Below are 24,413 nucleotides of genomic sequence, written 5' to 3'. Positions count from 1 at the left end.
GCCTTCGACGCCCTCAAAGACAAACAGCAAGCCGAAGAGGCCGTCATCCGCCTCGAACACGGACAGCCCATCCGCTTCGGCACCGACCACACCAAGGGCGTCGTACGCGACCCGGCCACCGGCGACCTCACCGCCGTCACCGTCACCCCCGACAACGAAACCCACATCCTGGTCCACGACGCCCGCAACCCCAGCCCCACCACCGCCTTCGCACTCTCCCGCCTCGCCGACCCCGACACCCTCCACCACACCCCCATCGGCGTCTTCCGCAGCGTCGACCGCCCCGTCTACGACACACAAATGGCCGACCAGCTCGACACCGCCATCGAACACAAGGGCAAGGGCGACCTCGCCGCACTCCTGACCGGCGGCGACACCTGGACGGTCACTGGGGCCTGAAGACCACCCGAAAACCGCGTAACCGGTTTGTTAACGGCCGTGGCTCGCCCTGCGCGGCCCGCTCGCTCTTTCCCGTTCCCGTCAGCTCTGCCCGAGGAGGACCGATGAGCGCCCCTGCCGCCCTCGTCCAGCAGCACGGTCTCGCCTGGCTCGAAGCCGTCGTGGGCGACGGCTTCGCCCGGTCGCTTCAGGAAGGCCTCCACCGCTCGGCCTACGGCCGGGCCCGGCGGGTCGGCGGCGCCCCCGAGGACCCGGCCTGGCCGGAACGGATGCCTCTCGCCCGGGACCACGGCGACCAGGTGTGGCGGGAGCGGCGGAGGCTGGCCCGTACGGTCCACGACGAGCTGGGCACCGCCCTGGAGGCCGCCGCCCGGCGGATCGAGCTGCACGCCGCAGCCGCGGAGCCGGCGGCGTGCGCGCACCTGGAGGAGGCCCGCGAGGCGCTGCTGCAGGCCATCGACGTCACCCGGCGGCTCACCGGGGGCCTGTACGAGCAGACCGTGCTGCCGCCTCTGGTCGAGGCGCTGGAGGAGTTCGCGGACGCGGTCGGGTCCGGTGGCACGGAGGTGCGGTTCCGGGCGACGGGCGACGAGCGGCTGCTGGCGGACGTGTGCCGCAGGGAGCTGTTCCTGACGGCCCGTGAGGCCCTGTACAACGCGTTGCGTCACGCCGACGCCCGGCAGGTGACGGTGACGCTCCGCTTCACCCGGCGCTGGGCGCACGTGGGTGTCGTCGACGACGGGGCCGGCTTCGACACCGCGGCCGTCCTGGCGGCGGGCCACCGGGCTCCGGGCCTGCGGTCGATGGCGGACCGGGTGGAGGACCTGGGGGGCCGTCTCACGGTGGAGAGCGCGCCCGGCGAGGGCACCCGGGTCGGCGTCCACCTCCCGCTGCGTCCGCGGGAGGAGCGCGGATGACGAGACGCGTCACCGGTACGCCGCGTACGCCGCGTACGCCGCGTACGACACGAGGAGGGCCCCGCGCGGGATGCGGGGCCCTCGTCGGTGGAGCGGGCGGGCGCCGGGGCGCGCCCGCCCTGCGGCGGCGTCCGTCAGGCGAACGCGGCGGCGTGGTCGGCCGCCCAGTCCCGGAAGGTCCGGGCGGGCCGGCCGGTGAGGTGGCGCACCGTCGGCAGGACGGCGGCCTTGCCACCGGCCCGCTGCCGCTCCGCGCTGGTGAGGAACGCCTCCGCCACGGGCCGCGGGTGGCGGCGCAGCAGCCGCTCCTCGGCCTCGCTCCGGGTGAGCTCCTCGAACCGCAGGGGCCGTCCGATGATCTGGGCGAGCTGGGCGGTCTGCTCGGCCGCGCTGATGGCCTCCGGCCCCGACAGGGCGTACGCCCGGCCCTCGTGCCGACCTGGTTCGATGAGGGCGCGGACGGCGACGGCCGCGATGTCGCGCGGGTCGACGCAGGCGACGCGGGAGGTGCCGTACAGGGCGCGGACGACTCCCTCGGTGCGGATGCCGGGGGCCCAGGACAGCGTGTTGGACATGAAGGTGCGGGCGCGCAGGAACGTCCAGGCGAGTCCGGAGTCGCGGATGACGGCCTCGTTCCGGCGCTGGGTGCGGGTGATGAGGTCGTTGGCGGGCTCCATGACGGCGAGCATGGACAGTTTGACCACGTGCCGTACGCCGGCGTCGCGGGCGGCCCGTACGAACCGGGCGTCGTCGGGTTCGGTGACGCGGTTGGTCACCAGGAGGGCGGCGTCCACGCCGCGCAGGGCCGCGTCCAGGGAGTCCCGGTCGGCGTAGTCGGCGCGTACGGTCTCGACGCCGGGCCCCGTGACGCACACCCGGCCCGGGTCTCGGGCGAGGATGCGTAAGGGCCGCCGCCCGCACAGGAGGTGGGCGACCTCTCGGCCGACCGCCCCCGTCGCCCCCGTCACCAGGATCATGGCACTCCTTCCGGGGGTACGGTCAGCGGGTGGGCGTGGGCCCGGACAGGGTGGCGGTGAAGACGCTCTCGGCGTCCTGCTGTCCGGTGACGCGGACGGCGAGGGTGCCGGGGGCGCTGTCCGGCAGGACCACGGCCCTGATCCAGCAGGGCCGGTCGAACTCGGCGTACCGGTCGAAGCGCGTGATGCCGGCGGTGGGGACGAACCGCGCGCCGGCGGTGGCGGCGCAGGCGGCCTGGCGGGCGGCCTCCAGCAGGAGCATGCCGGGCACGTGGTCCTTGGGCCGCTGGAAGAGGGTGCGGTGGGCGGTGTCGACGCGCAGTTCCCACAGGTTGCGGTGGAGCGTGGGCGACAGGACGACGTCCTCGTCGCGGGTCCGGCCGGCCGTGACGGCGGACAGCGCCCGGGTGGTGGCGCGCCAGGGGCGGGGCATGGCGTGGTCGCCGCGCATCCGCTGGTAGACGGACGGGCTGATGAACCGGGGCAGTCCGGTGCCCGCGGCGACGAGGTGGCCGTCGCGGCGGACGAGCCAGTCGACCCGCCCCCGGACGAGGGTGGCACCGCGCCACACGAGGTCGGAGCAGGTGGTCTCGATGTCCACCTCGGCCGGCTCCCCTCCGACCGCCAGGTGCTCGGGGTAGCAGGCGTAGTCCAGGCCCGACATCAGGAAGTGGTGGCCGACCGGGACGCCGTACCCGGCGTGGAAGACGAGCATGGCGGCCTGCCGCATCGCCTCCATGAGGAGCATCGGGTCGTGGCGGTCGCCGTGCACGGGCGCGAAGAACGGGTGGTCGTGCGGGAGTCGTGCGCTGACCGAGAACCGGTCCTCGTCCGTGCGGGTCCAGTGGTACGGGAAGGCGTCCTCGGGTCTGGTCCGGTGGACGAGCTCCATGGGAACCGGTTGACCGGTTTTTCTCTGCGGACGGGTGGCTATGGCCACACCCGACATAAGGGCATCTGAGTACATGGGTCCCCCCCGGGGCACATGGCGGGCGAAACTGGTCTGTGGTGCGCGCGCACTGATAAGATACAGACTGAGCGGTTTTTTTTCTAGGGTGACCGGTCACTGACGGGACGTGATCACCCGGCGATGACAAAGACAGAGGAGGCAGGCGTGGCCAAGCAGGATCGCGCGATCCGCACCCGCCAGACGATCCTGGAGGCGGCGGCGGTCGTCTTCGAGCGACAGGGGTACCAGGCGGCCACCATCACCGAGATCCTCAAGGTGGCCGGGGTGACCAAGGGCGCTCTCTACTTCCACTTCCAGTCCAAGGAGGAGCTGGCGCTCGGTGTGTTCGATGCCCAGGAGCCGCCGGAGCAGGTTCCGCCGCAGCCCCTGAAGCTGCAGGAACTGGTCGACATGGGCCTCTGGTTCACCCACCGGCTGCGGACCAACCAGCTCACCCGGGCCGGGGTACGGCTCTCCATGGACCAGCAGGCGCACACCCTGGACCGGCGGGGGCCGTTCCTGCGGTGGCGGGAGATGCTGCTGGGACTCCTCAACCAGGCCCAGGAGAACGGCGAGCTGCTGCCGCACGTGAACACCGCCGAGGCGGCGGAGCTGATCATGGGCGCCTTCACCGGCATCCAGATGGTGTCCCAGACCCTCAGCGACTACGCGGACCTCGAAGAGCGCTACATCTCCATGCAGCGCCACATCCTCCCGAGCCTGGCGGTGCCCTCCGTACTCGCCGCACTGGACCTGTCGTCCGGTCGCACGGACCGCATCACGGCCGAACTGGCCGCCGCGCAGGACTGAACCCCGCACGCACGCCGCCACGCACACCCCCACGTACGCCCGCACCGCGCGCGCCGGCCCACGACGCGCGACCGCGGGAACGATCCCCCCACTGGATCCCCCCACGGATCGCCGGCCCCTGCCCCTCCCCCACCTCCGAGCCACCCCGGCCGCGCCTCGCCCCGCCGCCCCGCAGGCCGGTGAACACCAGGCTCACCTCGCACCCACCGAAGCGGCCGCCGCCGTCCCCGCGGACGTGCCCGGGCCGCCCATGGCCGGCCAGTCGTACCGCCCGGTCCCCCGGCGGCCCTTTCCCGCAGCAGGAGACGTCGCGCCGACGCGGAAGCGCCGCAACGCCCGCGCGAAGGGCCTCAGCCGCCGGACAGGCCCTCGTGGAGGACCGCGCGCGTGGCGGTGTACGGAGGGGGCGCGGGTATCGGGGTGAGGTGCCAGGCGGGATCGGGAAGCGGTGTGGGGGCCGTGCCCACCAGAAGGGTGGTGGGGTCGGTCTGGAGGCCGGTGCCCCGCGCCTTGAGCACCGCTTCCTTGCGGGTCCAGGCGCGGGCGAAGGCCGCTGGGCGCTCGGCGGCGGGCAGCAGGGCGAGTTCGGCTTCCTCCGCCGGGTGCAGGGCGCCCGGAAGTACGTGCGCGGGGATGCGCTCCACGTCCACTCCGACCACCGCCCGCTCCGACAGGGCGATCACGAAGAGGTCGCCGGCGTGCGCGAGACTGAAGTGGGCGGGGTTCCCGGGGATCACGGGGCGGCCGTGTGGACCGCCGCACCCGGCGCACGCCGCCTGGTGGATCCGGACGTGCTCGGGCCGCTGCCCGAGCCTCTCCCCGAGCAGGATGCGCAGCGCCACGTGCGCGGCCAGAAAGCGGTCGCGGTCCTCGGCGCGGGCGAAGCGGGCCAGTCGGGCCCGCTCCGCCGCGCTCAGGATCCCCGCGTTGCGCTCCGCGTGGGCCTTCCGGGGCGTCACCCGTGAGAGGTGGACGCCGGGCACGCCGCACGGGAGCGGTGGTGGCAGCGGGTCAGCCGACGACATCGCCCGGGGCGGCCGCGGGTTCCGGTGACAGGAGCTGGACCGCGCCGTCCGAGTCGTACGAGCCAAGGAGGAGGAACTCGCTGGTGAATCCGGCGATCCGCTTCTTCCCGAGGTTGATCACGCCGACGACGAGGCGGTCCTTCAGCTCCTCGGGCCGGTAGTTGGTGACCTGCGCGCTCGTGGCCAGCACTCCGGCCGCGCCGAAGTCGGCGGTGATCTTGTACGCGGGCTTGCGGGCCTCCGGGAACTCCTCCACCGTCAGGACGCGGCCGACGCGAATGTCGGAGGAGAAGAAGTGGGCCGGGTCGGTCAGGGGCTTGGGCGCGGTGCTGTCGCTCATGGTTCTCGCTCTGATCGTCGGGACGCCACGGTCGGACGTCGTGGCGCGGAGGCGGGAAGACGCGTGCTGCTTACGGTAGTTCGAAGGGGAGCGTGATGCCGTCGAGGGCACGGGCGCAGCGGCAGGTGCGGTCGGCGGGGAGCAGTTCCACGGTGCGCAGGACGAGGGACCGCATCCGCTCGGTGTTCGCGGCGAAGACCTTGAAGACCTCGTCCTGGGACACGCTCTCCTCCTCGTCCAGGCCTGCGTCCAGGTCGGTGACGAGGGCCAGGGAGGTGTAGCAGACCGCGAGTTCGCGGGCGAGCACCGCCTCGGGTGTGCCCGTCATGTTCACCAGGGACCACCCCTGGGCCGCATACCACTGCGACTCCGCGCGGGTCGAGAAGCGCGGGCCCTCGATGACCACCATGGCACCACCGGTGCGCACGCCCTCACCGCCCGCCTCGGCCACTGCGGCCGTGCCGTGCGCGCAGTACGGGTCGGCGAACGGGACGTGGACCGCGCCCCGTTCGTGGAAGGTCTGGACGCGGCCGCTCGTCCGGTCGACCAGCTGGTCGGGGACGACGATGGTGCCGGGGCCCAGGTCGCGGCGCAGCGAGCCGACCGCGCACGGCGCCAGGATCTGCCGGACACCGGCCGCGCGCAGGGCCCAGATGTTCGCCCGGTAGTTGATCCGGTGCGGCGGGTACTCGTGGTCGCGGCCGTGCCTCGGGAGGAAGGCCACCCGGCGGCCCGCGACCGTGCCGATGGCCAGCGGAGCGGAGGGATCGCCGAACGGGGTGGTCACCTCGACCTGTTCGGCGCCTTCGAGCAGCTCGTAGAAGCCGCTTCCGCCGATGACGCCTATCTCCGCCGGTGCGGATGTCGATGCCGTGCTCACGCTCGTACCACCTGGATCTCGGTCAGGGTCTGGATGGTGGGGTGGGGGCCGTGCTCGGCCAGGCCCTCGGGGGCCGGGTCCTCCGGACGCTGGACCCGTACGGTCTGCCAGCCGGCCGCCGCCGCGGCGGCCAGCTCGGCCGGCGCGTCGCTGAGGAAGAGGATCCGCCCGGCCGGGGCCCCGAGGGTCCGGCCGATCCGGCGGTAGGAGTCCGGGTCGTCCTTGGGCCCGGTGTTCTCCAGGTCGAAGTAACCGTCGAGGTGGCGGGTCAGGTCGCCGTACGCCGTGGTCGCGAACCAGTCGCGCTGGGCGGCGGCGGCCCCGGAGGAGTAGATGTAGCGGCCGATGCCCGCCTCGGCCCAGGCGGCGAGCGCCCCGGGCACGTCACCGTAGACGTGCCCGGCGAGGCTGCCGTCGGCGTACCCCTCGGCCCAGATCCGCGCCTGGACCGCCTTGAGCGGGGCGGCCTTGACGTCGGCGTCGGCCCACCGGGTCAGGGTGCGGACGGCATCCGCCTCGTCGGCCGCGCCGGTCGCGCGGACCAGTTCGCCGTGGAGCGGGGTGTCCCGGTGCGCGGCGAACCAGCCGGCGATCCTCTGCCGTGCGTACGGGAAGAGGACCCGGCGGACGTGGGCGGCCGAACCGGTGGTGCCTTCGATGTCGAGCACCACCGCCTCGGCGGTCAGGACGTTCATCCGGCGGCCGCCAGCAGCGCGTCCAGGCGCGGGAAGCGCTGGGCGATCGGGTCGCCGGTGAAGTCGCCGACCCAGCCGTCCTCGCGCTCGAAGAAGCGGATCGCGCAGAACTCGGGCTCCGGCCCCATGTCGAACCAGTGGGTGGTGCCCGCCGGTACCGACAGCAGGTCGCCCGCCTCGCACACCACCGCGAGGACCTTGCCCCCCAGGTGCAGGTAGAAGCAGCCGGTGCCGTGTGCGAAGAAGCGGACCTCGTCCTCGCTGTGCCGGTGCTCCTCCAGGAAGGCGGAGCGCGCGCCCGCGGCCTTCTCCCGCCAGGCGTCGTTGTCCTCGGGGTGCAGCATCACCACGTCGACGAGGCGCAGGCCTTCGGCGGCGCGGAGTGCGTCGACCTCGGTGCGGTAGCGCTCCAGCACCTCGGCGGGGTCGGTTCCGCCGGCGACCGGGCCGCGCACCTCCCAGTGGCGCAGCTCGACCGCGTGCTCGCGCAGGGCGGCGGCGATCTCTTCGGCGTCGCGCGTCCGCAGCAGTACGGTCTCCGGAGCGTCGTCCGGCATGACGTGGAGCAGGGTCATCCGTGGCCTCCCTGGCCGGTGGCGAGTACGAGTTGCCGGCAGACGGCCTCGATGCATTCGAGCCGGTTGCGGGCCTGGGCGAGGTCCCGGCCCCAGACCGTCACCCCGTGGTCGGTGATCAGCAGGCCGGGTGCCCGTTCGGGGCTTCCCGAGGGGGCGTCGGAGCGCAGGTACGCCTCGAGTTCGGCGGCGATCCGCGGTACCTCGGCGTGGTTGGCGAAGACCGGCAGGGTGGTGCGCGAGGGGTCGGACAGGCCGAGTGCTTTGAGGAGTTCGTGGCCGGCCAGCTCCAGGGTCCGGGTCCCGCCGGCCGCGCCGACACGGCTCGCCACGGCGGTGGCGTACGGCGAATGGACGTGGACGACGGCGCCGGCGTCGGTGGTCCGGTAGACGGCGGCGTGGATGCACGTCTCGGCGGAAGCCCGCAGCCCGCCCTCCTCGGCGGGTTCTCCCGTCCGGGCGTCCACGAGAACGGTGTCGGCGGGGGTGAGGTCGCCCTTGTCCCGGCCGCTGGCGGTGATCAGGGCGTGCCCGGACTCGCCGGGCAGCCGTACCGAGAGGTTGCCGGAGGTGGCGGGCATCCACCCGCGCTCGTAGAACTGGCGGGAGAAGCGGGCGAGGTCGGCGCCGAGCCGCTGCCGGGTCGAGGCCGGACGAAGGGACTCCTTCTCGGTGACCACGGCGGTGATGAGCTCGGCCGGGGTGACGTCGAAGGCGGGGTTGTAGACGCCCGCGCCCGCCGGGGCGACCGCGGTGCCCGCGAAGGAGGTCACCTCGTGCGCGGAGCGCTCCTCGATGACGATCCCGGAGCCGTCGGGCAGCGCAGGGTCCCGGGTGGACTCGGGGGCGACCACGATGAAGGGGATGTGGTGGCGGGTGGCGGCCAACGCGAGGCCGTAGGTGCCTATCTTGTTGGCGACGTCCCCGTTGGCGGCGATCCGGTCGGCTCCGACCAGGACCACGTCGACCAGGCCGCGCGCGAGGGCGGACGCGGCGGCGGAGTCCACGCAGAGCCGGTACGGCACCCCGGCCTCGCCCAGCTCCCAGGCGGTCAGCCGGGCGCCCTGGAGCAGTGGCCGGGTCTCGTCGACCAGGACCTCTTCGACCAGACCGCGCCCGGACAGCTCGATGATCACCCCCAGGGCGGTGCCCAGCGCGGCGGTGGCCAGCCGGCCCGTGTTGCAGTGCGTCAGGATGCGCAGCGGCCGGTCGGGGGTGAGCGAGAGCACCAGCTCGCAGGCGCGGTCCACGGCGGCCCGGTTGACGGTGATGTCCTCGTCCAGCATGGCGAGGGCCTCGTCGAGGACGGCCTGCCTGCCGTCGCCCAGGACGCCCAGCACCCGTTCGACGGCCCACGCCAGGTTGACGGCGGTGGGCCGGGCGGCGGCGATCCGGGCCGCGTCCGCGCGCACGGCGGCCCGGTCGAGGGTGCCCGCGGCCTCATCGGTGTGCCGGAACGCCGACATGGCGACGCCCAGGGCACCGGCCAGACCGATGGCGGGCGCGCCCCGCACGGCCAGGGTCTGGATGGCGTCGATCAGCTGGTCGACGGTCTCCAGCCGCAACAGCCGGTACTCATGGGGCAGGGCCCGCTGGTCGACGGCCAGCACCACCCCGTCGGACCACTCCAGCGAGGGGCGCGGCGTGCGGACGGAACTCGGCTTGGGGGCCACGGGTCAGTCCTCCGGTCCGAAGTCGAGCCCGCCGCCGAGACGTACGGTGACGCACTGGCCGAGGCGGTTGGTGGTGGTGTGCAGGACGGTCGCGTCGACCGAGCCGAGGAGTTCCAGCAGGCCCTCCGCGCTGAAGGACTGGGAGGCGAAGCCGCCCTCGCCCTGGAAGGCGACGCCGCCGTAGTCGCCGGGGACCTCGTCGAGCTCCTCGATGCCGCAGGCCGTGTAGTAGGCGCGGCGGACCGCGGTGGTCGACGGCTGCTCGTCGAAGACGGAGATCACACCGATCCCGCCTGCCGCGGCGGCGCTGTGGAGCACCTTCTCGGGTTCGGCGAAGTTGCCCAGCAGGTTGAACGGGAACAGCTGCAGCGGGCGCCGGCCGCCGATTTCCAGGGCCCAGGAGCTGCTGTGCAGCACGTCGCCCAGGAGACCGCGGGCCTGCCCGTCGAGGCCCTCCTCGTGGATGCGCCGGTTGAGGCGGGCGATGGCGCCGGGCGAGATGTCGATGCCCAGGTAGGGCAGGCCGGCGGCGCGCGCGACCTCCAGGGCCCGTCCGTCGTAGCAGCCCAGTTCGACCAGGCTGTCACAGCGGTGGCGGATGGCGGACTTCAGCGCCGCGAGGCCCTCCATCTGGAGATAGGAGAGCAGCTCGTCGGGGAAGTGGGCGGCACGCATGATGGCGGGTGCGCCGCCGTCGCGGTAGAAGGAGCCTGCGGGGAGGGTCTCGCTCGCGCCGCCTTCCGTACGTGTGAACGCGGTGGATCTCAAAGCTGTTTCACCTCTCGGGGGATGCCCGGCGCCGTTCGGCTCGTGGTTCTCACTGCTCGGGGCGGAAGCGGTTGATGGCGTCGATGTGCCGGGCGCGCAACTCGTGGTCGCGCACGCCCAGGCCCTCCTCGGGGGCCAGCGCGAGGACGCCGACCTTGCCCTGGTGGAGGTTGCGGTGGACGTCGTACGCGGCCTGACCCGTCTCCTCCAGGGAGTACACCTTCGACAGGGTGGGGTGGATCTTGCCCTTGGCGATCAGGCGGTTGGCCTCCCACGCCTCGCGGTAGTTGGCGAAGTGGGAGCCGACGATCCGCTTCAGCGACATCCACAGGTAGCGGTTGTCGTACTCGTGCATGTAGCCCGACGTCGAGGCGCAGGTGGTGATGGTGCCGCCCTTGCGGGTGACGTAGACGCTGGCGCCGAAGGTCTCGCGGCCGGGGTGCTCGAAGACGATGTCCACGTCCTCGCCGCCGGTGAGCTCGCGGATGCGCTTGCCGAAGCGCTTCCACTCCTTGGGGTCCTGGGTGTGCTCGTCCTTCCAGAACCTGTAGCCCTCGGCGCTGCGGTCGATGATCGCCTCGGCGCCCATCGAGCGGCAGATCTCCGCCTTCTGCTCGCTGGAGACGACGCAGATCGGGTTGGCGCCGCCGGCCAGCGCGAACTGGGTGGCGTACGAGCCGAGGCCGCCGCTGGCGCCCCAGATGAGCACGTTGTCGCCCTGCTTCATGCCGGCGCCGTTGCGGGAGACCAGCTGGCGGTACGCGGTCGAGTTCACCAGGCCCGGCGCCGCCGCCTCCTCCCAGCTGAGGTGGCCGGGCTTGGGCATCAGCTGGTTGGACTTCACCAGGGCGATCTCCGCCAGGCCGCCGAAGTTGGTCTCGAAGCCCCAGATGCGCTGCTCGGGGTCCATCATCGTGTCGGAGTGGCCGTCGGGGCTCTCCAGCTCCACCGACAGGCAGTGCGCGACCACCTCGTCGCCCGGCTTCCAGGCGTTGACGCCGGGGCCGGTGCGCAGGACGACGCCCGCGAGGTCGGAGCCGATGACGTGGTACGGCAGGTCGTGGCGCTTGGCGAGCGGCGAGGTCCGCCCGTACCGCTCCAGGAAGGCGAAGGTCGGCAGAGGTTCGAAGATCGAGCTCCACACCGTGTTGTAGTTGACCGAGGAGGCCATGACGGCCACCAGGGCCTCGCCGGGGCCCAGTTCGGGTACCGGCACTTCGGCCACGTGCAGGGACTTGCGCGGATCCCGTTCGCCGGTGGGGATGCCGTCGAACATGGCGGTGTCCTCGGCACGCAGCACGACCGCCCGGTAGGACTCGGGCAGGGGCAGGGCCGCGATGTCGCCGGGTGACCGGTCGGCGGCGGGGGCGAGAAGGGTGTCGAGGAGCTGCCTCATGCCACGGCCTCCTTCGTACGGGGCCGCACGCGGACCAGCAGGGGGCCGGCGGGGCGCAGGGCCATGCCGAGGTCCACGGGGACCCGTCGGCCCGGTGGATCGTGCGCTTCGACGTCGAAGCGCTGGAGGACGGCCGCGAGCACGATGACCGCCTCCTGCATCGAGAAGTGCTGCCCGATGCAGGCGCGGGGGCCGCCGCCGAAGGGGAACCAGGCGTACCGCGGGCGGGCCGCCTCCGCCTCGGGCGTGAAGTGCTCGGGGTCGAAGTCGTCCGGCCGCGCCCAGTAGGCGGGGTGCCGGTGGGTGACCCAGGGAGCCAGGTAGACGTCGGCCCCCGCCGGGATGCGGAACCCGTCCACCTCGGCCTCGGCGACCGCGCGGCGCCCCATGATGGCGACGGCGGGATAGACGCGCATGGTCTCCTTCAGCACCTGGTTGAGGTACGGCAGGGCCTCCACGTCGGCGGCTCCCGGGGCGCGGCCGGCCAGGACGTCGTCGACCTCGGCGCGGGCGCGGGCGCGCACCTCGGCGTCACCGGCGAGCAGGTGCAGGGCGTAGCCGAGCGTCGTCGCGGTGGTCTCGTAGCCGGCCAGCAGGAAGATCAGGACCTGATCGCGGACGGCGTCGGCGCTCAGTCCCGCACCGTCCTCGTCGCGGGCCCGGACCAGCAGCGAGATCATGTCGTCGGCCTCGTCGGCGCCGGCGCGCTGGGCGATGATCCGGTCGCAGATCCCGAACAGCTCGCGCTGGGCGGCCTGTGTCCGGCGGTTGGCGGGAGTGGGCCACGTCCGGGGCAGCCGCACGGGCGAGACCCCGCGGCGCAGCACACTCTCGCCGATGACCGGGAACTGGCGGCGCACCACGTCCACGGCGGCCTCGACGTCGGCTCCGAAGAGAATACGGCTCACCGCACGAAGGGCAAATTCCGTCATTACCGCGGACGCGTCCACGACACCATCGGGCCGTGTCTGCCAGCCGGAGACGGACCGAATTATTTCAGCATGCACCGCGCCCGCGTATTCGTGCACCCGGCGCCGGGTGAACAACGGCTGAACCATGCGCCGCTGGAAGACGTACTCGTCGTCCTGGCTGGTGAGCAGGCCATTTCCGACGGATTCCCGGATCTCGGTGTACGTCGGATTGTCCTTGCGGAAATTGGCCGACTGCGAGGCGAGTACCTGCTGGACACCGTCGGCGGAGAAGACCCCGTACATCTCGGTCCGCGCGCCCGGCGGGCCGGCCTGGAAGCGCACCACGTCGCCGACGGTGCTCCGGGCCCGGAGGTAGGCCGCCAGCACATCGTGCCGCAGCTCCTTGAGCGATCCGAGTAGGGGGTGGCCGACGACCAGCGGTACCTGTCTCACGGACTTCCTTTCCGGTCGAATTTCCTGGGACTCAGGATTCTGGCCAGATCAAACCACGCTCCGCCAGGGGGGTAAGTGGAGTGTCCATATTTTTCCGAATGATCCAGGCAGGCGGTTCTCCGGTATTGGGAACCTATTGCCGGCGTGCCTGGTATCAGGAATACCAGGAACCGTAATTTCTGGATCGGCGCGGGCACATCCGTGCAGGCTGTGACCCTGAAGTCAGCATGCGATCGACTGAGCAGGGGAATCGTGAGTTCATCCGTGTGGTCACCGTTGACGGCCTACCAGCGCGACATCTGGGTGGCGCATGCACTGTTTCCACGGCTTCCCCAGTTCAACCTGTACCTGGCGCGCCGCTTCTCGGGCGCGGTGCGGACCGAGGAGCTCGCGGCGGCGCTCGGCGCCGTGGCGGCCCGTCACGACGCGCTGCGGCTGGAGTTCCGCGAGGTGGACGGGGTCCCGCAGCAGCGGGTGGCGCAGGCCCGGCCGCAGGTCGAGGTGCTGGACTTCAGCGGGAGCGGAGCGGACGCCGGCGCCCGCATCACCGAGTGGATCGAGGCCGCGTACGACCGGCCGTTCGCCCTCGGCGAGGGACCGGCCTGTGAACTGGCGGTGCTCAAGGAGAGCGCGGACGCCGCCCACGTCTTCATCAGGGCGCACCACATCGTGGCGGACGCGTGGGCGCTGAACCTGCTGCTCGCGCAGACCGTCGCGGCGGCGGCCGGCGAGGAGCCGGCTCCCGGCGCGGAGCCGGAGCCGTCGGCCCTGGCCGCCTTGGCGGACGAGGAGCGCTACCGCGGCTCGGCGCAGTACGCGAAGGACCAGGAGTACTTCCGCACCATGCTGGCCGGGCTGGAGCCCCCGCTGTTCGCCCGCAAGGCACCCAGTGGGCAGCGCACGTCGGCCCGGCACTCCTTCGCGCTGCCGGCCGGCGCCGTCGCCCGGATCCGGGAGCGCGGCGAGTCGCCGTTCGCCTTCGTCGCGGCGGCCTTCGCGGTGCACCTCTCGCGCCTGCACCTGACCGAGGACGTGGTGCTGGGTGTTCCCCTGTTCAACCGCCGCGGCCGGGACCAGCGCCGCACGGTCGGACAGTTCGCCAACACCCTGCCGCTGCCCGTGCGGGCGGACGCGTCCGCCACCTTCACCGACCTGGTCGGCTCCGTCCTGCGGGACTCGCGCGAACTCCAGCGCCACGAGCGGATGCCGCTGGGCGACGTGCTGCGCGAGGCGCCGGCCGCCGTCGGAGGAGGTGCGGCCCGGTCGCTGTTCGACGTGACGCTCTCGTACGTGCAGTGGCCCGCCGCCCACGACCTGCCCGGCACCACGCAGGAGACCACCGGCGCCACCCGCGCCCACGACCACGATGTGCTCGCGGTCGTCGTGAACGAGGTCGCGGACGGCGAGGACGTCCTGGTCGAGCTCGACTACGCCACCGACGTCTTCGACTCCGACTTCCCCGTGGAGTCCTTCGGCCGCCATGTGCGGAACCTGGTGCTCGCCGCCCTGGAGACACCCGACCGCCCGGTGTCCACGCTCTCCGCTCTCGATGCGAAGGAGCGGGCCGAACTGGTCGAGGGCCACAACCGCACCAGCGCCCCCTTCCCCGAGGACGCCACCCTGCACGGCCTCTTCGCGGAGCAGGCCGCCCGCACCCCCGACCGTACGGCCGTGACCGGCCCCGGTCCGGACGACTCCCTCACGTACGCCGAACTCGACGACCGCGCCGCCCGCCTCGCGTACGCCCTGCGCGGCGACGGCGTGGAGCCCGGCGACCGGGTCGCGGTGCTGATGGAGCGGTCGCCCGCGCTGCTGCCCGCGGTCCTCGGCGTGCTCAAGGCGGGCGCCGCCTACGTGCCGGTGGACCCGGGCCACCCGGCCGAGCGGATCCGGCTGCTGCTGGAGGACAGCGGTGCACGTGCCGTACTGACCGGCCCCGGCGCACCCGCCCTGCCCGAACTCCCCGGCGTGGTCGTCCGACGGGCCGACGGGGAACTGCCCGAGGTGCCGGCCGGGGCCCTGCCCGAGACGGCCGGCCCGCGCAACCTCGCCTACGTGCTGTACACCTCGGGCTCCACCGGCCGCCCCAAGGGCGTCATGGTCGAGCACCGCTCGGTGGTCAACCGGCTGAACTGGATGCAGCGCGGCTACCCGATCGGCCAGGACGACGTCCTGCTCCAGAAGACCCCGGTCACCTTCGACGTGTCCGTGTGGGAGCTGTTCTGGTGGCAGTCGGCCGGCGCCGGGCTGACCCTCCTCGCACCGGGTGCCGAGAAGGACCCGCGGGAGATGCTGGACACGATCGCGGACCGGAAGGTCACCGTCGCGCATTTCGTGCCCTCCATGTTCGGCCAGTTCCTGGAGCTGCTGGAGGAGCGCCCCGAACTCGTCCGGCGGGCCGCGTCGCTGCGCCGGATCTTCTGCTCCGGCGAGGCCCTCCAGCCCGAACACGTCAACCGCTTCAACCGGGTCTTCGCGTCGGCGGCGCCCGCACTGGTCAACCTGTACGGCCCCACCGAGGCCACCGTCGACGTCTCGTACTGGGACTGCCCCACCGGCCCGGACACGCGGGTGGAGCGGGTCCCGATCGGCCGGCCCATCGACAACACCGAGCTGCACGTCCTCGACCCGTACGGCAACCCGCAGCCCGTCGGCGCCCCCGGCGAGCTGTGCATCGCCGGCGTCGGTCTGGCCCGCGGGTACCTGGGGCGGCCGGACCTCACGGCGCAGTCCTTCGTCGACCACCCCTTCACACCCGGCGAACGCCTGTACCGCACCGGGGACCTGGCCCGCCGGCTCGCCGACGGCAGCCTGGAGTACCTGGGCCGGATCGACGGACAGGTCAAGATCCGCGGCAACCGCATCGAGCTCGGCGAGGTCGAACACCGGCTGTCGCTGGTCCCGGGCGTCCGCGGCGCGGTGGTCCTGCACCGCGTGTCGCAGGACCGCGGCGGCTCGCTCATCGGCGCGTACCTGGCCGACTCCGAGCTCGACCAGTCCCTGCTGCGGTCGGAACTCGCCCGTGACCTGCCCGAGTACATGATCCCCGCCCGGTTCGCGCGGATCGACGCGATCCCGCTGACCCCCAACGGCAAGGCGGACCGGCGTACCCTGCTGCGGGCCCTGCCGCACCGGACCGCCGCCGACGCCTCCGCGCACACCGCCCCGCGCGACGCGACCGAGCAGGCGCTGGCGGAGATCTGGTCCGAGGTGCTGGGCGCCGAACGGGTCGGCGTCCACGACGACTACTTCGTGCTCGGCGGCGACTCCATCACCATGCTGCGCGTCCGGGCCGCGGCCGAGAAGCGCGGCCTGGCCGTCACCCTCCCCGACATGGCCCGCTACACCACCATCGCCGCCCTGGCCCCCCAGGTGCGCCCGCTCGATCCGCAGACCACCTCACAGGCGGCGCCTCTGGAGCCGTTCGCGCTGGTCACCGGCATGGACAAGGCCAGGCTGCTGGGCATGGGCGCCGTCGACGCGTACCCGGCCACCCAGCTGCACCTGGGCATGATCTACCACGGCAGCGAAGAGGGCAGCACCACCGTCTACCGCGACGTGTTCCGCTACCGGCTGCGCGTCGACTGGGACGAGCGGGCCTTCCGCGCCGCATACGCGCGGCTGCTCGAGCGGCATCCCGTGCTGCGGTCCTCCTTCTCCCTGGGCGAGTACACCGAGCCGCTCCAGATCGTGCACCCCGAGGTCACCGGCACCCTGGACGTCGTCGACCTGCGCGGAGCCGAAGCCGAAGCCGAGACGCGGGTCCTCGCCCACATCGAGGAGCGCCGCCACTTCCCGTACGACCACGAGCGGCCGGGGCTGCACCACACCCGGGTGCACGTCCGTGAGGGCGTGCTGGACCTGGTCCTCAGCTTCCACCACGCCATCCTGGACGGCTGGAGCGTCGCCAACGTGATGAGCGAGCTGCTCCAGGACTACCAGCACGGGCTGGGCGCGCCGGTCGGCCCCGTCCCGGACCGGACGCTGCCGTCCGCCGCCGAGCACGTACGCCAGGAGCGGGCGCTGCTGGACTCGGCGGAGGCCGCGGACTACTGGCGCACCCTGCTCGACGGGGCCGAACCGGCGCAGCTCGACCCGTTCGTGCCCTACGAGGCGCCGCGGGCGGGCGGGGACGTCGTCCACCACATCGACCTCCCCGAGGACGTGGAGCGCGGGGTCAAGGACCTCGCCCGGGAGCACGCGATACCCCTGCGGCTCGTGCTGTTCGCCACGCACTGCCTGACCCTGCGGCTGCTCACGGGGGCCGAGGACGTCACGACCGGCCTGGTCACCCACGGCCGCCCCGAGGTCGCCGAGGCCGAACGGATGGCCGGCCTGTTCCTCAACACCATGCCGTTCCGGCTGCGCGGCGGCCGGGGATCCTGGCTCGACCTGCTGCGCGACGTCGTCGGCCAGGAGCGGGACTCGCACCCCTACCGGGCCTACCCCCTCAGCGCGATCCAGAGCGACCGCGGCGGCGCCCCGCTGCTGGACACCGCGTTCACCTTCGTACGGCTGCACAACCTGGAAGCACAGCTGCGCACCGACCGGCTCGAACTGCTCGACCTGACGACGTACGAGGAGACCAACTTCGGTCTGCTCACCAACGCGATCGTCGACCCGCGCGACGGCCGGGTCCGGCTGCGCCTCAACTGCGCCGCCCGTGCCTTCACCGCCACCCAGGCCGCCCTCTTCGCCGACGTGTACACCGCGGTGCTGCGCCGGATCACGGAACACCCCTCGGAAGCCGTGCAGTTCGACTTCCTGGCGCCCCGGGGTGACCTCCCGGCCAACCCGGCGCCCGAACCGGCCGACGTGGTCAGCAGGTTCACCGCCATGGCGGCCCGGCAGCCCGACGCGGAAGCCGTCGTGTTCGGCGACGTCCGCTGGACCTATCGCGACCTCGACCGGGCCGCCTCCCAGGTCACGGCACGGCTGCGGGAGCTCGGCGTACCGGCCGGCGCCGGGGTGGGCATCGCCCTGGACCGCTCGCCGGAGATGATCGCCACCGTGCTCGGCGTCCTGCGCGCCGGCGCGGCCTGCGTCCCCCTCGACGTCAGCTACCCGGCCGAGCGGATCGCCCTGATGATCGGGCGGGCGGCGCCGTTCCGGGTCATCGCCCACGCCGCGCACGCCGCTCTCGTGCCCGACCCGGAGCTCCTGCTCCCCGTCGAGACGATCCCGATGCCGGGTACGCCCGGTTTCGAGGAGGCCGCCCCCGCGCCGGAGGCGCCGGTCGCGCTGCCGCTCGACAGCCTGTGCCTGATCCTCTTCACGTCGGGCTCCTCCGGTGAGCCCAAGGGCGTCGAACTCCCGCACCGCCTCTGGGCCAACTACACGCAGTGGCAGCTGCGCGCCGAGACCAACGCGCCCGGCGCCCGTACCCTGCAGTTCGCCCCGCTCAGCTTCGACGTCTCCTTCCAGGAGATCTTCTCCACCATGGCCTGCGGCGGCACCCTGCACCTGGTCTCCGAGACCGACCGCCGCGACCCGGCGACCCTGCTGCGCCTCCTCGACGAGCAGGAGATCGAGCGCTGGTTCATGCCGTTCGTCGCGCTCCAGACCGTGGCGGAGACCTCCGACCTGCTGGGCATCCGGCCGCGTGCCCTGCGCATCCTGATCTCCTCCGGTGAGCAGCTGCGCGTCACCGAGGAGCTGCGCCGGTTCTGCGCCGTACGGCCCACCCTGCTGGAGAACCAGTACGGGCCGACCGAGACCAACATCGCCAGCGCCTACCTGCTGTCGGGCGACCCGGCGGACTGGCCCGCCCTGCCGCCCATCGGCACGGCCATCGACGGCGCCGAGATCCACGTCCTGGACGACCGGCTGCGGCCGGTTCCCGTCGGCGTGCACGGCGAGATCTACCTCGGCGGCGCCTGTCTGGCCCTGGGCTACAAGGGCCGCCCGGACCTGACGGAGGAGCGGTTCCTACCGCACCCCACCCGGGCCGGGGCGCGCCTCTACCGCACCGGCGACGTCGGCCGCGTCCTGCCCGACGGGAACGCCGTGTGGCTGGGCCGCGCCGACGACCAGGTCAAGGTACGCGGGTTCCGCGTCGAGCCGGCCGAGGTGGAGATCGCCATCACCGCCCTGTCCGACGAGTTCCCGGGCATCCGGGGCGCCGCCGTGGTCGCCCAGAAGCGCGGCCCCGGCGGGGAGTCGTTCCTCGTCGGGTTCCTGCTCGGTGAGGAGGGCTCGGCCGACCTGGGCGAGATCCGCACCCGGCTGCGCCGCGTGCTCCCCGACTACATGGTGCCCGCCCACCTGGTGTGGCTGGACCGCCTGCCGATGACCCCGAGCGGCAAGCGGAACGACGCCGCCCTGCGCCGCATGGAACTCAAGACGGCCGAGGCGGTCGCGCCCACGCTGCCGCGCGACGCCATGGAGCAGTCCCTCGCCGCGATCTTCGGGGAGATGCTGAACCTGCCCCACATCGGTGTGCACGACGACTTCTTCGCCTCCGGCGGCACCTCGCTGACCGCGATGCGGCTCATCGTGACCATCGAGAAGCGGTTCGGCCTCCGCATGCCCCTGACCGCCTTCGTCGCCGCGCCGACCATCGCCATGCTCGCCGACAAACTGCGCTCCGGTGCCGCGGTCGCCGCCTTCGACCCGGTCGTGCCCATCAGGGCCGTCGCGTCCGACGAGGGCGGCCGCACCCCGGTCTTCCTGGTCCACCCGCTCGGCGGCAACGTGCTCTGCTACGTACGGCTCGCCCGGCATCTGCCCGACGACCAGCCGCTGTACGCACTCCAGGCGGCCGGCGGCGAACCGGGCACCGAGCCGATCACCACGATGGCCGGACTGGCCCGCAGCTACCTGGACGCGATCAAGCGCATCCAGCCGGAGGGCCCGTACCGGCTCGGCGGCTGGTCGTTCGGCGGGTTCGTGGCCTTCGAGATGGCGCGCGAGCTGCGCCGGACCGGGGAGGCCGAGCTGGCCCAGCTGATCCTGCTGGACTCCATCGCGCCGGACCCGGGCCAGCGGCCCGAGGTCGCCGAACAGGCCATGATGGAGTGGTTCTTCTGGGAGCTGATCTGGGTCGACCGCGGCGGCAGCGCGCCCGTCGACCGGATCCCGGCCGACCTGACCACCGACGACGAGCGGCTGGACTACATCGCCGATCGCGCGGCGGCCGTGGGCATCGTCCCGGTGGCCACGGCCCGGACCGCCATCCGCCGGCTCTTCGAGGTCTACAAGGCGAACTGGAACGCGCTGCGGGACTACATGCCCGCACCCGAGCCGATCGACCTGACCCTGGTCAAGGCGACCGCGCCGCTGCCGGACGTCCTGCGCCCGATGCACGGCGCCGCCCGCACCCTGCACGAGGCCCCGGCGAACGGCTGGGCGACCCTCACCAGCGGCCGTGTCGACGTGGTGGAGGTCCCGGGCGACCACCTGCTGCTCCTGGACGAGCCGTACGTGCAATCCGTCGGCCAGGCCATCACCCCGCACGCCGTGCCCGACGCGGCGCGGGCAGCGCGGGCCGCGGACGCGCCGCACGCACAGACCGAGCACACCTCCGACGAAGGGACCGCACAGTGACGGCCGGCAGGAACATCAAGGCGATCGTCGTAGGGGCGGGCATCGGCGGGCTCACCGCCGCCGCCACCCTGCGCAAGGTCGGCCTGGACGTCGAGGTCTACGAGCGGGCCCGGGAGCTGAAGCCCGCCGGCGGTGCCCTGTCCTTCATGACCAACTCCGTCCTCGCGCTGCGCACGCTCGGCATCGATCTGCGCCTGGAGGAGCACGCGGAGATCCTGGAGGAGCTGCACTTCCTGACCACTTCCGGCAAGGTCATCCGCACCCTGCGGTTCAAGGAGATCTGCGACCGGCTCGGCGCGCCCAGCTTCGGCATCTCCCGCACCCTGCTGCAGCAACTGCTGCTGAAGGAGATCGACGACTGCCCGCTCACCCTCGACGCCGCCGCCACCGGGTACGAGCAGGACGCGGACGGGGTGACCGTACGGTTCGCCGACGGCCGCGAGGCCCGCGGTGACGTACTGATCGGCGCCGACGGCTTCGGCTCGGCGATCCGGCGCCAGGTGGCCGGCCCGGAGGAGCCGCGCGAGACCGGCTACCTGTGCTGGGTCGCCACCCCCGACTTCACCCACCCGCGGGTGCCCAAGCAGTACGGCGCCCACTACTGGGGGCGCGGCAAGCGCTTCGGCATCGCCAACATCGGCAACGGCCAGGTCTACTGGTGGGGCACCAAGAACATGCCCGTCGAGCGGGCCCGCGACTGGCGCGGCGGCAAGGACGAGATCCTGGACGCCTACGCAGGCTGGGCCCCGGAGGTCGTGGCGGCCGTCGAAGCCACCCCGATCGAGGCGATCACCGCCTTCCCCGCTCGCGACAGGCCGTTCCTGGAGCAGTGGGGCGACGGCCCGGTGACCCTGCTCGGGGACGCCGCCCACCCGATGATGACCAGCCTCGGCCAAGGCGCCTGCATGGCCGTCGAGGACGCGGCGGTCCTCGCCCACTGCCTGCGCGACGCGATCGCCGCCGGGGACGGCGCCCGCCGGGGGCTGCGCTCCTACGAGGCCGCCCGGCGGGCCCGCACCCGGAAGATCGTCGAGGGTGCCCACGCGCTCAGCGGCCTGGAACAGACCGAGTCGCGGCTGCGCATCCTCGGCCGCGACCTGTTCTTCCGGTTCGCGCCCGCGTCCGTGCTGGACAAGACCAACGCCGAATACCTCGACTTCGCCCTGGAGGCCAGGCAGTGACCACGTGGAACGCGGCCGACGCCGCCGCCGAGGCGGACCGTCCGCTGAGCCCCCTGGAGCGGTGGTACTGGATCTGCGACCAGATCTCCCCGCTCAACGTCATCTCGCACGCCCGGCTGTACGGACCCTTCGACGCGGGGCTGGCCTCGCGCGCGCTCGCGGCGCTCCAGAGCCGTCACCCCCTGCTGCGGTCCGCGATCACGGCCGACGCACAGGGCCGCAACCCGCGGTTCCGGCCCGCGCCGGGCCGCGAGGTGCCGCTGCGCACCGTCACCGTCACCGCCCCGGCCGCCGGCCCGGACGGTGACGGGGGTGGCGCGGAGGCGTGGGAGCGGGAGGTCAACGCGTACGAGCTCGTCACCGCCGTCAACTGGCGCACAGGGCCGCTGGCCCGCGCTCTCGTCGTGACCCGGCCTGGCGGCGACGGCGCCCCGGACGTGCACGACCTGGTGCTGACCGTGCCGCACTGCATCGCCGACGGCACCACGGTGCTCACGCTGATGCGGCAGTGGGTCGAGCTCGCCGCCGGGATCGCCGCGTCCGAGTCCCAGGACGCGGAGCGGGCCCCGCGGACCGGCTCCCTGCGGACCCTGCCCGCGCCCGAGCAGCTGCTGCCGGCCGCTCACCGGGGCCTGGCGGGCCTGCGCAAGGTCGTCGGCCAGCAGATCGCCGACCAGGGCACGGCCAAGCGGATCAAGCCGCGCCGCTTCGAGCCCACGTCCCGCGTGCCCTTCGAGGGGCGCGTCACCCAGCTCCTGGGCCGCTCGCTCGCCGCCGACGAGCTCGCCGAACTCGTCGCGGCGTGCAAGCGCGAACAGACCACCGTGCACGGGGCGCTGGCCGCGGCGATGGCGACCGCGGCGGCGCAGGACGCCGGCGACCGGCCGGGCCCGCTGGTGATCGGTTCACCCATCACCTTCCGCGACGCGCTGGTCCCGCAGGTCACCGAGGACGAGATCGGCACGTACGTCGCCACCGTGCCCTCGATCGTGGACTACCGGCCGGGCGCCCCCCTGTGGCCGATGGCCCGGGCCATCAGCCGGGACCTCGCGCGCCGCCGGCGGCGCGGCGAGCACCTGACGGCCGTCGCCACGCTCGGGCCGGTGGCCCCCAAGTCCGTGGCGAAGAGCGAGCGTTTCCTCCGCTTCATGGAGGAGAAGGGCCCGATCACCCTCTGCGTCTCCAACGTCGGCCGGTACGACTTCCCGGACGCCGTCGGGCCCTGGCGGGTGACCTCGGCCGAGTTCATCGCCGGTCTGTCCGTCAACGCGTACTACTGCGCCGCGATCACCACCGCCCACGGGCGTCTCGCCTGGAACTTCACGCACGTCGAGGGCGCCGTGCCCGCGGACCGGGCCGAGCGCCTCGCCGCCTCCTCGCTGGAGGCGGTCCGCACCGCCGTCAAGCACCCGTAGGGGGTGCCTCCTCCCTCCCCGCCCACGCAGCACCTAACCCGGAGAACCACCGTGCCGAACAGGACGCCACTGCTGTCCCCCCACGGGAAGGCCGTCGTCATCACCGGAGCCTCCTCCGGTCTCGGCGAGGCATGCGCCCGCAACCTCGCCCGGATCGGCTTCCAGGTGTACGCCGGTGTCCGGCGCACCGAGGACGCCGAACGGCTCACCGCGTCCGGGGCCGCCCGGCTCGTCCCCGTGATCCTGGACGTCACCGACGAGAAGACCATCGCCGCCGCCGTCGACCGGATCGCCGAGGAGAACCCCGAGACCGGCCTCTTCGGTCTGGTCAACAACGCGGGAATCGCCGTGACCGCACCGCTGGAGTGCGTCTCCCCCGAACTGCTGCGCCGGCAGCTGGACATCAACGTGGTCGGGCAGCTGGCGGTGATCCAGGGCTTCCTCCCGCTCCTGCGCACCGGCGCCGGACGGATCGTCAACATCACCTCCGGGCTGGGCAACGTCGCCATCCCCTACCTGGGGGCCTACGCGGCGGCGCAGTTCGCGAAGGAAGGGCTCAGCGACGCGCTCCGCCGCGAACTGGCGCCATTCGGTATCCCGGTCTCCGTCGTCCAGCCCGGAGCGGTCATGACGCCGATCTGGGACAAGATGGCGCTGGAGGCCGGCCGCACCCTCGAGGACGCCCCCGAGGCGGTCGCCGAGCTGTACCGGGACACCTTCCTGCGCTTCCTGGAGACCAACGAGCACTCGGCGCGCACGAGCGCGGTCACGGCGGACGACGTGGCCCGCACCGTCATGCGGGCGCTGGTCGTCAAGCGCCCCCGGACCCGCTACGGCGTCGGCAAGGACGCCAACGGCGGCCGGCTGCTGGCCCGTCTGCTGCCGGACCGGGCCATCGACAAGGTCTTCGGCGGCATCGTCACCGCCACGTCCTGAGCCGCCGGCACTGCCCCCATCCGTCCCGTATGCCCCGCGCAACCCCTCACAGAGAAGGAACACGCATGACCAACACCCCCCAGGAACTCAAGGACCTCTTCCGCCACAGCCTGGAGCTGCTGTCCACGGGCCGCGTCGAGGAGTGGGTGGGCCTGTTCGCGGAGGACGGCGTCCTCGAGTTCCCCTACCCCGCCTGGGGTTTCCCGAGCCGGATGCAGGGCCGTGAGGAACTGCTCGCCCAGATGACGATGTTCGGCCAGCAGCTCAAGGTCGCGTTCTCCGAGCCCGAGTTCTACGCCGTCGGCGAGGACGGCCTGGTCATCGCCGCGTTCACCGGTGAGGCGACCCTGCTGGCCACGGGCGGCCAGTACACCCAGACGTACCTGTCGGTGGTCCGCTTCGAGGACGGCCGGATCACGCTCTACCGCGACTTCTGGAACCCGTGGCTGGTCATGGAGGCCGCAGGCGGCGAGATCGCCTGGAAGCAGGCCCTCCAGGCCCTCGCCGCCGGAACGGGCACCGCGGCCTCCTGACCGCCGCCCACCCCTCGCGGCCCCGGCCACCACCC

18 protein-coding genes and 1 pseudogene are annotated in these 24,413 nt (G+C 72.9%); 8 read left to right on the top strand and 11 right to left on the bottom strand.

Annotated features, from left to right (window positions below):
• Both ACZ42X_RS29545 and ACZ42X_RS29540 read left to right on the top strand, forming a co-directional pair.
• Positions 1-399 (top strand): annotated as a pseudogene (locus tag ACZ42X_RS29545) (2-oxoacid:ferredoxin oxidoreductase subunit beta); the annotation flags it as partial.
• Positions 400-503: 104 nt separating this feature from the next.
• On the top strand, positions 504-1,316 hold the full coding sequence (locus tag ACZ42X_RS29540; protein WP_468296304.1) for a sensor histidine kinase: 813 nt from the start codon (positions 504-506) through the stop codon (positions 1,314-1,316).
• Positions 1,317-1,450: 134 nt separating this feature from the next.
• Here the strand turns inward: ACZ42X_RS29540 and ACZ42X_RS29535 are convergent, their stop codons facing one another.
• Together ACZ42X_RS29535 and ACZ42X_RS29530 are read right to left on the bottom strand one after the other, a co-directional pair.
• A complete protein-coding gene (locus ACZ42X_RS29535; RefSeq protein WP_468296302.1) occupies positions 1,451-2,293 on the bottom strand; it encodes an SDR family oxidoreductase in 843 nt (280 codons plus the stop codon).
• 22 nt (positions 2,294-2,315) lie between these two features.
• Entirely contained in the window at positions 2,316-3,185 is an 870-nt protein-coding gene (locus ACZ42X_RS29530) for a ScbA/BarX family gamma-butyrolactone biosynthesis protein (RefSeq protein ID WP_468296299.1), read from the bottom strand.
• Between the two features lie 222 nt (positions 3,186-3,407).
• Between ACZ42X_RS29530 and ACZ42X_RS29525 the strand changes: the two genes are divergently transcribed.
• A complete protein-coding gene (locus tag ACZ42X_RS29525; protein ID WP_468296296.1) occupies positions 3,408-4,052 on the top strand; it encodes a ScbR family autoregulator-binding transcription factor in 645 nt (214 codons plus the stop codon).
• Positions 4,053-4,402: 350 nt separating this feature from the next.
• Here the strand turns inward: ACZ42X_RS29525 and ACZ42X_RS29520 are convergent, their stop codons facing one another.
• The 9 genes from ACZ42X_RS29520 to ACZ42X_RS29480 form a co-directional block, all read right to left on the bottom strand.
• The gene (locus ACZ42X_RS29520; protein ID WP_468296294.1) at positions 4,403-5,011 is read right to left on the bottom strand and encodes a 4'-phosphopantetheinyl transferase family protein; all 609 of its coding nucleotides are present in this window, start codon (positions 5,009-5,011) and stop codon (positions 4,403-4,405) included.
• A 52-nt stretch (positions 5,012-5,063) separates the two neighbouring features.
• Positions 5,064-5,417, bottom strand: coding sequence for a tRNA-binding protein (locus ACZ42X_RS29515; RefSeq protein ID WP_468296291.1), 354 nt, complete (start codon positions 5,415-5,417; stop codon positions 5,064-5,066).
• Between the two features lie 70 nt (positions 5,418-5,487).
• Positions 5,488-6,297: an S-methyl-5'-thioadenosine phosphorylase gene (locus ACZ42X_RS29510; protein WP_468296288.1), complete on the bottom strand. Its 810-nt coding sequence runs from the start codon at positions 6,295-6,297 to the stop codon at positions 5,488-5,490.
• Positions 6,294-6,992 carry an acireductone synthase gene (mtnC, locus tag ACZ42X_RS29505; RefSeq protein ID WP_468296285.1) on the bottom strand — a complete coding sequence of 233 codons (699 nt, stop codon included), beginning with the start codon at positions 6,990-6,992 and terminating at the stop codon, positions 6,294-6,296. Before mtnC ends, ACZ42X_RS29510 begins: the two co-directional genes overlap by 4 nt.
• Positions 6,989-7,567 carry a 1,2-dihydroxy-3-keto-5-methylthiopentene dioxygenase gene (locus ACZ42X_RS29500; RefSeq protein WP_468296282.1) on the bottom strand — a complete coding sequence of 193 codons (579 nt, stop codon included), beginning with the start codon at positions 7,565-7,567 and terminating at the stop codon, positions 6,989-6,991. Before ACZ42X_RS29500 ends, mtnC begins: the two co-directional genes overlap by 4 nt.
• Positions 7,564-9,240, bottom strand: a complete 1,677-nt coding sequence (gene mtnA / locus ACZ42X_RS29495) for an S-methyl-5-thioribose-1-phosphate isomerase (RefSeq protein WP_468296280.1) — start codon at positions 9,238-9,240, stop codon at positions 7,564-7,566. Before mtnA ends, ACZ42X_RS29500 begins: the two co-directional genes overlap by 4 nt.
• 3 nt (positions 9,241-9,243) lie before the next feature.
• A complete protein-coding gene (locus ACZ42X_RS29490) occupies positions 9,244-10,008 on the bottom strand; it encodes a hypothetical protein (RefSeq protein WP_468296277.1) in 765 nt (254 codons plus the stop codon).
• Between the two features lie 49 nt (positions 10,009-10,057).
• Complete coding sequence (gene ccrA / locus ACZ42X_RS29485) at positions 10,058-11,404, bottom strand: crotonyl-CoA carboxylase/reductase (protein WP_468296274.1); 1,347 nt, start codon at positions 11,402-11,404, stop codon at positions 10,058-10,060.
• Positions 11,401-12,768 carry a cytochrome P450 gene (locus ACZ42X_RS29480; RefSeq protein ID WP_468296271.1) on the bottom strand — a complete coding sequence of 456 codons (1,368 nt, stop codon included), beginning with the start codon at positions 12,766-12,768 and terminating at the stop codon, positions 11,401-11,403. Before ACZ42X_RS29480 ends, ccrA begins: the two co-directional genes overlap by 4 nt.
• 252 nt (positions 12,769-13,020) lie before the next feature.
• On the opposite strand from ACZ42X_RS29480, the gene ACZ42X_RS29475 reads away from it, so the two are divergent.
• The 5 genes from ACZ42X_RS29475 to ACZ42X_RS29455 all read left to right on the top strand — a co-directional run bounded on the left by ACZ42X_RS29475 (position 13,021) and on the right by ACZ42X_RS29455 (position 24,378).
• Positions 13,021-20,313, top strand: a complete 7,293-nt coding sequence (locus ACZ42X_RS29475) for an amino acid adenylation domain-containing protein (RefSeq protein WP_468296268.1) — start codon at positions 13,021-13,023, stop codon at positions 20,311-20,313.
• Entirely contained in the window at positions 20,310-21,494 is a 1,185-nt protein-coding gene (locus ACZ42X_RS29470) for an FAD-dependent monooxygenase (RefSeq protein WP_468296266.1), read from the top strand. The genes ACZ42X_RS29475 and ACZ42X_RS29470 overlap by 4 nt, the downstream gene beginning before the upstream one ends.
• On the top strand, positions 21,491-22,909 hold the full coding sequence (locus ACZ42X_RS29465) for a phthiocerol/phthiodiolone dimycocerosyl transferase family protein (protein ID WP_468296264.1): 1,419 nt from the start codon (positions 21,491-21,493) through the stop codon (positions 22,907-22,909). The genes ACZ42X_RS29470 and ACZ42X_RS29465 overlap by 4 nt, the downstream gene beginning before the upstream one ends.
• Positions 22,910-22,960: 51 nt before the next feature.
• Entirely contained in the window at positions 22,961-23,845 is an 885-nt protein-coding gene (locus tag ACZ42X_RS29460) for an SDR family oxidoreductase (protein ID WP_468296262.1), read from the top strand.
• A gap of 65 nt (positions 23,846-23,910) precedes the next feature.
• Positions 23,911-24,378 carry a nuclear transport factor 2 family protein gene (locus tag ACZ42X_RS29455; RefSeq protein WP_468296260.1) on the top strand — a complete coding sequence of 156 codons (468 nt, stop codon included), beginning with the start codon at positions 23,911-23,913 and terminating at the stop codon, positions 24,376-24,378.
• The last annotated feature ends 35 nt before the right edge of the window (positions 24,379-24,413 follow it).

Source organism: Streptomyces sp. NPDC030862, assembly GCF_055571835.1.
Note: the sequence above shows the minus strand (reverse complement) of the source record. Positions and strands in the feature narration are given on the sequence as shown.